This window comes from Spirulina subsalsa FACHB-351 (assembly GCF_026130165.1).
GTDB lineage: Bacteria > Cyanobacteriota > Cyanobacteriia > Cyanobacteriales > Spirulinaceae > Spirulina_A > Spirulina_A subsalsa_A.
In genome coordinates this window covers 1-9833 of sequence record NZ_JAIHOM010000158.1, presented here as the reverse complement: position 1 = coordinate 9833, position 9833 = coordinate 1, and the positions used below count along the sequence as shown (strand labels likewise).

Below are 9833 nucleotides of genomic sequence, written 5' to 3'. Positions count from 1 at the left end.
AGGGGAGCAGGGGGGCAGGGGAGCAGGGGAGCGGGGGAGCGGGGGAGCGGGGCAATTGATAATTGATAATTGATAATTATTACCTATTCCCTATTCCCCATTCCCTACCCCCACGAGTAGAGTTATTCACCAAGCCCTAAATAATGCAGCCAAACCGTTCCATGCCCTGCTAAAGTAGAAAGTTGCCCCTAATGTACCCGGATCATGGCAACACTCACCCCTTCCCCTAGTAACCTCACCTTTCCCCTCACCGCCGTTGTTGGACAAGAAGCGATTAAACTGGCCTTGCTGTTGGCGGCCGTTGATCCCCAGTTGGGCGGCGTTGCGATCGCAGGTCGTCGCGGTACAGCAAAATCCGTTATGGCACGAGCGATTCACGCCCTCCTGCCCCCCATTGAAATCGTTAAGGATTCCTACTACAACGCCGCCCCGAATGAGGGCGAAAACACCGAAACTACAATCATTCCCGCCCCCTTTGTACAAATCCCCCTCGGTGTGACTGAAGACCGCTTACTGGGTTCGGTGGATGTGGAACAATCGGTTAAAGAAGGCCACCCCGTCTTTCAGCCCGGTCTGTTAGCCCAAGCCCATCGGGGGGTATTGTATATTGACGAAATTAACCTGTTAGATGAACAGATTGCCAACCAACTACTGACGGTTTTAAGTGAAGGCTGCAATCGTATTGAACGGGAGGGGATTAGTATTGAACATCCCTGCCGACCCATTTTAATCGCCACCTATAACCCCGAAGAAGGCACCCTACGCAACCACTTACTGGATCGGATTGCGATCGCCCTTTCCGCCGATGGAGTCCTAGCCCTCGATCAGCGCGTCACCGCAGTAGAACAAGCGATCCAATATTCCAGTTCTCCCCAAGCCTTTATTGACCAATACGGCCAAGATATCGAAGGGATTAAAACCGACATCATTCTGGCGCGAGAATACCTCAAAGAAGTACAAATCACCCCCGATCAAATTCAGTACCTCGTAGAAGAAGCCATCCGGGGAGGGGTACAAGGCCACCGCGCCGAATTGTTCGCCCTGCGCGTCGCCCAGGCCGCCGCCGCCCTAGAAGGTCGAGAGGTCGTTAGTTCCGACGATTTGCGCCGGGCGGTAGAATTGGTCATTGTCCCTCGCTCCACCATCCTCCAACCTCCCCCCGAAGACCAAGCTCCGCCCCCTCCTCCCCCGCCCCCCCAAGATCAACAGGAACCGGAACAGGATAACGACGAGGAGGAAGAGGACGATCAAGACGAGTCGGAAGAACCGGAACAAGAACCCCCCAGCATCCCGGAAGAATTTGTCTTTGATGTGGAAGGGGTAATCTTGGATCCCAGTGTGTTGTACTTTGCTCAAATGTCGCAACGACAAGGGAAATCCGGGGCGCGGAGTATGATTTTTTCCGATGATCGGGGGCGCTATGTCAAACCCATGTTACCCAAAGGCAAAGCCCGCCGCATCGCCGTTGATGCGACCCTCCGAGCGGCCGCTCCCTACCAAAAGGTGCGCCGTTTACGGGAACCCAACCGCAAGGTGATTGTGGAACAGGGGGATTTACGCTCGAAACGGTTAGCACGCAAGGCCGGGGCGCTGATTGTGTTTGTGGTGGATGCGTCAGGATCAATGGCGTTGAACCGGATGCAGTCGGCCAAGGGGGCGGTGATGCGCTTACTGACGGAGGCTTACGAAAACCGGGATCAGGTGGCGTTAATTCCTTTCCGAGGGGAACAGGCGGAGGTGTTATTACCCCCCACTCGTTCCATTACTTTGGCGAAAAAACGCCTAGAAAAAATGCCCTGTGGGGGGGGATCTCCCCTAGCTCATGGCTTAACTCAGGCGGTGCATATTGGTATGAATGCCAAAATGTCTGGGGATATCGGACAGGTGGTGATTGTGGCTATTACCGACGGCCGGGGGAATATTCCCTTGGCGAAGTCCTTGGGGGATGAACTCCCCGAGGGGGAAAAGCCGGATATTAAGGGGGAATTACTGGATATTGCCGGGCGAATTCGCTCGATTGGTTTCCAGTTGTTGGTGATTGATACTGAGAAAAAGTTTGTTTCTACGGGTTTCGGGAAGGAAATCGCGAAACAAGCGGGCGGGAAGTATTACCAGTTACCGAAGGCGACGGATCAAGCTATTGCTTCTATGGCCAAGAGTGCGATCGCGGATTTGAAGTAATTAGGGTTTGCTGAATATCCCTCCAAGCAGTGTTAATAGGGTTTTCAGCCATTTTAAGAGCGAGAAACTGCAAGGTTTGAGGAATAAATAATCAAAAAGGCTTGCCTTTTTTGGACTCCCCCTGCTCCCCCGCTCCCCTGCTCCCCCTCTCCCCAAGTTATTCACCAAGCTCTATCCTATGACTACCACTGACGTTCAAAACCTTTTTAACCGTATTGCCCCTGTCTATGATGACCTGAATCAACAACTGAGTTGGGGACTCCATCGCGTCTGGAAATTAATGACGGTTAAATGGGCAAATCCTCAGCCGGGGGATTGCGCTTTAGATGTCTGTTGTGGCAGTGGAGATTTAGCGCTGTTGTTAGCCAAACAGGTGGGCAAAAACGGGCGAGTGGTGGGGGTTGACTTTTCGAGAGGACAATTGGCGATCGCACAGGCCAGGGGCGAGGAACAATATCCCCACCATCACCTAGACTGGCAAGAAGGGGATGCCCTCGCCTTACCCTGTGAAAATGCCAGCTTTGACTGTGCCACAATGGGCTATGGATTGCGCAATGTGGGGGATATTCCCCGCAGTTTAAGGGAACTCCATCGCGTCTTAAAACCGGGGGCCAAAGCCGCTATTTTGGACTTTAATCACCCTCAGAATCCCCTCTGGAAAACCTTTCAACAATGGTATTTAGATCAGATCGTCGTCCCCACAGCGCAACGGTTTAATCTCAAAGAAGATTATGCCTACATTATGCCCAGTTTAGACCGTTTCCCCACCGGCCCGGAACAAGTCGCCCTCGCTCACACCGCCGGATTTTCCAAGGCTACCCACTACCCTATTACTGGGGGATTGATGGGGGTTTTACTGGTGGAGAAAGGTTAACCAATTCAAACCCATTGCGACCATTTTTTTTGACCCGATACAGTGCTAAATCGGCCGCTTTGACCACTTCATCAAAGCTATAACTTCCCATATTTGTTGTCGCAACACCTAGGCTAATCGTGCAACTAATTACACCTTGAGGAGTGCGAATAACCATCGTTTCGACTTGGTGACGAAGATTTTCCACCCGTTGGGTTAGCAAATCTGGGGAACATTCTGGCCAAAAACATAAAAACTCCTCCCCCCCCCAGCGTCCCAGTAAATCCTTTGAAGTCATTTGAGATGTAAGCAATTGTGCCACCTGTTTTAACACCAAATCTCCCACATCATGACCATAGGTATCATTAATTTTTTTGAAATAGTCAATATCCAGCAAAATGATACTAAAAAATGTGTAAGCTTGCTCACTCATGCTTTTTTCAATTAAGTTTGTGATCGCTCCTCGATTCAAAAGCTGAGTCAAAAAATCTGTTTTAGAAACCTGATGTAAATCAAAATACATTCTCTGGCTCACCATTAACATAAAAAAGCAATGGCGCAGAAAATCTAAAATAAATATACCCATAAATGTTAATACATTGTCAATCGTTGACTGTAATATGCTTTGAGTATTGGTCTGGATCAAGTAAATAGTCCGAATCAGAAAGAGTAGTATAGTTAAAAACACAATAATAGCCAGAGAAAGAGCCATGATTCTAAAACCAATTTTTTTTAAATGGATTAAGTTAATAAAACTTAGCCCATGAAAAAGACTCCCGACTAGACAAATAAAAAAGTTACGCCAAAAATAATCATAGTTTTGAGTAAAATAAAATTGTATCAAAGGAAAAAGAGTCGCTAAAAAGAGCCATTTAGGATAATAAATTTTGCGATCTAAAAAGAAACTAATCCCAAAAGAACAACACAAGATAGAATAGACTAAAGTAGAATTGATAATCCAAGGTGGTATCACGAATGAACTCAATGGACTGATATCTAGGACAATGGCTAAAAAACCAAAAGACGACAACACTGTACCTATGGCATAGACTGAAATACCCTTATACTGATTAACAGATAGGGCAAGACCTATAATAATCACAGATTGCAAAATTGCAGAAATTGCAATCATGATCATCATAGTAGCTGGATCAATTTTAAGCATTTACTCAAATCTTTTTTGTATTATATTGGATAGTTATCGGAGAAAAAGTGACCCCATTCAAATCGATTGCGACCGTTTTTTTTGGCTCGATAAAGGGCTAAATCCGCCGACTTAAGTAGTTCTTCAAAATTATCATATCCCATAACCGTGCTGGCAATTCCTAGGCTAATAGTACAGTGAATCACGCCTTGGGGAGTATGAATGACCATCATCTCAACTTGGGATCGGAGATTCTCCAGCCGTTGGGAAAGAATGTCCCGTGAATATTCTGGGCAAAAGATTAAAAATTCTTCTCCCCCCCAACGTCCTAATAAGTCCGGGGGATTCATTTGAGATTGCAGCAAGTCCGCCACCTGTTTTAACACTAAATCTCCCACATCATGACCATAAGTATCATTGATTTTTTTAAAATGATCAATATCTAACAAAATGACACTAAAAGATTTGTCTTTTTTTTTGATGAAATTTTGAATAAGATCTGTTAACGCTCTGCGATTTAAAAGCTGAGTTAAGAAATCAGTTTTAGACGATTTCTTTAAATCAAAATACATTTTATTAATAACCATTAAAACAAAGAATAAGTTTCGCAAAAATTCTAGAATAAATACCACTAGAAAGCCAACTCTATTGGCAAGGGTTGGATCGATGGGGGATTGGGTATATTCCGAGGGGGATTGGGTATATTCCGAAAGTAAAGCAAAAATGCGAAACCCAAAAAATAAGATAATCACAATTAAAACGATAATCAGACCGTCTGCCACTGCTCTAAACCCTTCTGCTTTGGTCTGAACCAAGTTAATCATCATGAACATATAGATAGTAATAGAAAATAATGAAATCAGCACATTTCGTAAAAAATAACTATTTATTTCATAGGTTAAATAAAATTGACCGATTCCAAATATTACAAAAAATAAGATCCATTTTGTATAATAAAAGCGTGTTTTTAGGAACTTACACATTCCCAAGCCGTAAAACAATATTGAGCCTACCATAAGACAATTATTTAATACAATAAACCAAGTAAAGTTAGGATTGCGAGACAATATAGTATTGTTAATGAATATCCCTAAGTATCCTAGAAAAAATATGAACATACCGAGGGAATAAGTAAAAAGTCCTCGATATTCCTTAGCAAAACAAGCAAAAACACATAGCACCACAAGTTGCAATATGGAACTAATAAAAATCATCAAGATAACAGTACCTAAATCTAGGTCAATCATAAAACTAACAGTAAAACCTTTTTTAGGTAATAGGTTCTGATAGGGGCATGAATTCCCCCTGTAATATGGGTTAAAGTGACCAAGGGATTAAAACTCAAATGGGATGGCTATAGCGAACCTATCTAAGTCGTGCAAAAAAGGCTCGCCTGGAATCGACATAGGACAATAGCCCAGAGTTCACGTCTCATTAGGACTAGCTATATAGTGGCGTGGAGTATAAACCCACTGCTTGGTTTTGCCTTGGTGAATGATCCGAGTTTTACTTGAGCCAATTAAAATAACAGTTCGCATATCTGCATCTTCAAGGGTTAATTGTTCTAGATATTTTACGGTTATTGTTTCCCCTTTGCGTCCTAAATTACGGGCTAACACTACGGGAGTTTGAGGCGATCGCCATTGTAGGAGAATCTCTTTCGCTTTCTCCAGTTGCCAAGTCCGCTCTTTAGACACTGGATTATAAAAGGCGATCGCAAAATCGGCTTGTGCTGCCCACTCAATGCGTTGAGCAATCACGTCCCAAGATTTCAGAATATCTGATAAGGAAATGACACAAAAATCATGGCCTAACGGTGCGCCAACTCGGGCCGCCGCCCCTTGCATTGCCGAAATTCCCGGACATACCCGAAGGGCGATCGCCTCCCATTCCGGTTTTGCCTTTTGTTCCAACACCTCAAATACAGCCGATGCCATAGCATAAATACCCGGATCCCCGGAAGAAACTAGCACAACGGATCGCCCCTGAGCCGCTAAATCTAACGCCATTTCTGCCCGATCAAGTTCTACCCGATTATCTGATTCATGGCGAACAATCTCCGGTTTTCGCAGGAATTCTACCAAGTTCAAATAAGTTTTATAACCCACCCAATCTGTTGCTTGTTCCAGTGTGTCTCGTACTTCGGGAGACATCCAATGAACCGATCCCGGTCCCGTTCCTATTATTGCTAATTTCCCTGTTTTAGGGTCGGTTTGTTGGCTCTCCTCAAGGCGATAAACCAAACAATCGGGGCTGGGTTTTGCCCCTTCTCCGGTATTTTGATCTTCAATCTGAATGGTCAGTTTTGCCTCAGATGAGAACGGTAAGTTACTATTGTTTAACCAGTCAGCTTGACCGATTAATTTTACTTTTTCACCTGCTAACAAATCAGCAATAAACTTTTTAGCATCATCAGGATTCACTAACTGATAGCCTATGGGGGGAGATAATAAAGTGGTTTTAAATCGAATATCACCTGTTGTTGTAATGGCGGGGGCAACTTGCAAAACGGAGGCAATTTGACGAGCGAGATCGTTAACTCCTTGTAATCCCCCTAATAAAGGCACTACCGCGCTTCCGTCTTCTGCGATCGCTAATAGGGGGGGTTCTTGCCACTTATTCTTTAATAAAGGGGCTACCGTGCGAATCAAAATACCGGCCGCACAAATGCCAATAATGGGCGTTCCCGTTTGGAAAAAATCTCGCACGGTGTCGCCAAAATTAGTATAGGTAAAATCAGCCGACTGGGTGCGATCGCTCAAACCATAAACCACGGCCGACTGTAAAGCCGTTTGAATTTGACGAGCAGTGGTGATGCTGCTTTCGGTCAAAACAACAATGACTGGTGCTTTCATGATCCTTCTCCGAGAAACCCCCTCCCGCCAGTGGAGTGGGGTTGTATAGTGAACTACCCCACCCTGCAAGCGAGGAAGGGGAATTCCGCAACATTTTGTTAAAACCGATCCCCAAAGATAAAATACACCCGATTGTCCCCCCGACTGTTGCGGCCAAACTCAAGGCGCAATAAGCCCAGAGAGGTTTCCGCTTGCAGACCTAAACCATAGCCTAACCCGTTACCGGGTTTCTGGCGAGCTAAACCGGGTTGTCCGATGACTCCCTCCTGACTGTTCAATGTGCTGCCATAGTCAGTAAATACCGTTCCCCGCAGATTAACAGGTTGGCGGAACAATTCTACATTGGCCACAGGAAAACGATACTCGGCCGTTGCTTGGACAAAGCCGGTACCAGAACCTAAACCGCCCTTACTGAAGCCCCGCACCGACTCACTGCCCCCCATTGAGAATGACTCGTAGGGGGGGACATCTCCCCAACTGACTCCCCCTTGTAGGTTAACGACTAAGACGCGGGGGCCTTCTGCCCAGCCGAAGAGGTCGAGGGGGACGTATTGGGTGGCATTGCCCATCAAACGGCCGAAGGTGACGCTATTGAAGCCAAAGGGGAGGCCTTGGTCTAAACCAAGCCGTAGACGGGTGCCTTGGCTGGGGAAACGGGAATCGTTTACCTCTTGGTAGAGGGCGGATACATTGAGGCTGACGCGGGTATCCTGTCCGCCGGGGTGGAGGGTGACGGGGTTGCCTAATTCATCGGCGGTGGCTAACTGAGGGCTAAACATTCCGGGACGAACGGAGATGGTTTGATAGTTTAAGCCAACGGCGGCGGTAAAGTCGGGGTTGGGGGAATAACGGTATTCTGCCCCGCCTCCGGTGCGGTGATACCAAGGGTTTTGCTCGCCGGGGAGTTGAACGGTGCGATCGCCATATTCAAAGGCCGGATGACGAGAACGCTGGTTAAACACATTCACCGAGACTTGTCCGGGACGGTTAGCCGGGGTGACATTATAGCTCACATCCACCGCCGCTACACGGTTATCTCCCGTCACTTCCGTGAGTAAATACCGATCCTCCCCTAAGGCTTGTTGTTGGTGAACGGTAACGGGAATGAAACCAGAATAACGACTGCGGGGCAATACCGGAGTACGGCGGTTTGCCCCTTGGAGGGCGGTGGTTTGGGGTAAAACAGACCCGACCCCGACTTTGGTTTCTGGGGGGTCTGAGCGAACAGGAGTCACCACCGGGCGAGGAGTTTGGGCGGTAGGTGTAGCGGCCATCCCCATCACCGGGACAAGATCGGCCGCTTCGGTGGAAACGGTGACCGGGGCTGACGGTTCTAAGGCCTCTCCTTCCTGATGAGGTTCGGGATTCGGCCGGGGATTCCGTTCTAATTCTTCCAGTTCCCGGTTAGGGGTGGGGGGGCGAGGGGTCGGTTGTGCCGCAAGCTGCACAGGAGGGGCGGCAACCTGCTCTGAGGTGTTTTTCGAGGTTTCGGGAGTCACAGGGGGCGCGCTGGCTTCAGAAACCGTCTCTCCTACTATTTCTGAGGGGGGATGGGTTGGGGAGGATCCCTCCTCAACGGGGGGCAGCCAGCCGGAGATCACCGGAGACTCGGATTCTGGGGAGGGAGTACCCTGCTCCTCGGTTTGAGGGGGGGAAGAAATGGAGGAAGAGGGTTTAAGTTTCGCCCCAATGTGTATGATGGGGGTACGATTAGGGGGATTTGAGTCTTCCTTGGTCAGCTTATCGAGAGGGGGAAAGGAGTCCGTGAGCGCGATGGCTGGTAATAATTGACTTGCGATCGCTCCGGTGGCAAATACCAAACCGGGAAGCAGCACGGACTTTCGAGAAATCTGCACAGTCACACCTCACACCATCAATAACAGATCAATTCTGAACCGGGTTAAATCTCCCGTATCTTAGCTCATACCTAGAGCTTAAAAGCTACCGCCAATTGTGTGAAGCCATTCATTTTTAGAAGGGTTTTCCATCTGTTCTTGCCTAGAGGTTATCCCCATGTATTGTCCCATGCGCTTAGATTGTCAAATGATGACCGGGGTGATTTACAATTGCCCCAATCTCTCCGAATGTCTCACCAACTCCCCATTAGAACGTGAAACTGCCTTACGATTGTATTGGCAAAATCTGGGCATTAACTCTGAAGAAATTCCGCCCTTTTTCCCCTCATCCCTTCCTGTTTGTTCCCGTGAAGAATTTGTCTACAATCTCGACAGTGAGCGACGGGATATTATTATTTTTGGCTTTTGTCTCGATTGGGAAAATGCACCCGGGGGGCGCGTGGCTTTTGATAGTTTAAGTATCAATCAACTAGAGCAATTATTTGACCATTCTTATCTTGACCCCAATGATCGACAGAATTATGCTCCCACCCATCACGCTTTTCTGGAATTCGCCCGTTGGCAAGCCCAAAAGGGCTTAGAATTTAGCTTTACAGGATATGCTATTAGTCCCTTCCGTCGAGATTATCGTGTCACCTTAGATGGGTTATATTTTCGCGGTCATGTCCCCAGTTTTTTGATTCAAGAATTCGTCTGTTTTGCCCACAATGCTGATGAGTTAAAAGTAGATCCTTATTCCTTAAGAGCGTGGTGGGATTAGCTAGGATCTCCTGAATAAGCTCAACGCTAGACCCAATAAGGGAATAGGGAATAGGTAATAGGTAATAGGTGATAGGTAATAGGTAATAGGTAATAGGTAATAATTATCAATTGTCAATTGTCAATTATCAATTATCAATTCCCCTCTCCCCCGCTCCCCCTCTCCCCCGCTCCCCTGCTCCCCT

General features: G+C 47.1%; 7 protein-coding genes. 3 read left to right on the top strand and 4 right to left on the bottom strand.

Annotated elements, in window-relative coordinates; genetic code table 11:
* Positions 1–204 precede the first annotated feature (204 nt).
* Both bchD and ubiE read left to right on the top strand, forming a co-directional pair.
* Positions 205–2181 (top strand): magnesium chelatase ATPase subunit D, encoded by a 1977-nt coding sequence (bchD, locus tag K4A83_RS20580; protein WP_265266574.1) that lies wholly within the window; start codon positions 205–207, stop codon positions 2179–2181.
* A gap of 178 nt (positions 2182–2359) precedes the next feature.
* Positions 2360–3055 (top strand): bifunctional demethylmenaquinone methyltransferase/2-methoxy-6-polyprenyl-1,4-benzoquinol methylase UbiE, encoded by a 696-nt coding sequence (gene ubiE / locus K4A83_RS20575; RefSeq protein ID WP_265266573.1) that lies wholly within the window; start codon positions 2360–2362, stop codon positions 3053–3055.
* On the opposite strand, the gene K4A83_RS20570 is transcribed toward ubiE, so the two are convergent.
* The 4 genes from K4A83_RS20570 to K4A83_RS20555 form a co-directional block, all read right to left on the bottom strand.
* Positions 3012–4199 carry a GGDEF domain-containing protein gene (locus K4A83_RS20570; protein WP_265266572.1) on the bottom strand — a complete coding sequence of 396 codons (1188 nt, stop codon included), beginning with the start codon at positions 4197–4199 and terminating at the stop codon, positions 3012–3014. The two genes, ubiE and K4A83_RS20570, sit on opposite strands and share 44 nt — an antisense overlap.
* 20 nt (positions 4200–4219) lie before the next feature.
* Positions 4220–5425 (bottom strand): GGDEF domain-containing protein, encoded by a 1206-nt coding sequence (locus K4A83_RS20565; RefSeq protein ID WP_265266571.1) that lies wholly within the window; start codon positions 5423–5425, stop codon positions 4220–4222.
* A gap of 177 nt (positions 5426–5602) precedes the next feature.
* Positions 5603–7033: a precorrin-3B C(17)-methyltransferase gene (gene cobJ, locus K4A83_RS20560; protein WP_265266570.1), complete on the bottom strand. Its 1431-nt coding sequence runs from the start codon at positions 7031–7033 to the stop codon at positions 5603–5605.
* A gap of 98 nt (positions 7034–7131) precedes the next feature.
* A complete protein-coding gene (locus tag K4A83_RS20555) occupies positions 7132–8889 on the bottom strand; it encodes a BamA/TamA family outer membrane protein (RefSeq protein WP_265266569.1) in 1758 nt (585 codons plus the stop codon).
* A gap of 157 nt (positions 8890–9046) precedes the next feature.
* On the opposite strand from K4A83_RS20555, the gene K4A83_RS20550 reads away from it, so the two are divergent.
* A complete protein-coding gene (locus K4A83_RS20550) occupies positions 9047–9649 on the top strand; it encodes a hypothetical protein (RefSeq protein WP_265266568.1) in 603 nt (200 codons plus the stop codon).
* The last annotated feature ends 184 nt before the right edge of the window (positions 9650–9833 follow it).

Coding starts and splice junctions, on each gene's coding strand:
- bchD (WP_265266574.1), top strand. CDS start 205: ATGGCAACACTCACCCCTTCCCCTAGTAACCTCACCTTTCCCCTCACC.
- ubiE (WP_265266573.1), top strand. CDS start 2,360: ATGACTACCACTGACGTTCAAAACCTTTTTAACCGTATTGCCCCTGTC.
- K4A83_RS20570 (WP_265266572.1), bottom strand. CDS start 4,199: ATGCTTAAAATTGATCCAGCTACTATGATGATCATGATTGCAATTTCT.
- K4A83_RS20565 (WP_265266571.1), bottom strand. CDS start 5,425: ATGATTGACCTAGATTTAGGTACTGTTATCTTGATGATTTTTATTAGT.
- cobJ (WP_265266570.1), bottom strand. CDS start 7,033: ATGAAAGCACCAGTCATTGTTGTTTTGACCGAAAGCAGCATCACCACT.
- K4A83_RS20550 (WP_265266568.1), top strand. CDS start 9,047: ATGTATTGTCCCATGCGCTTAGATTGTCAAATGATGACCGGGGTGATT.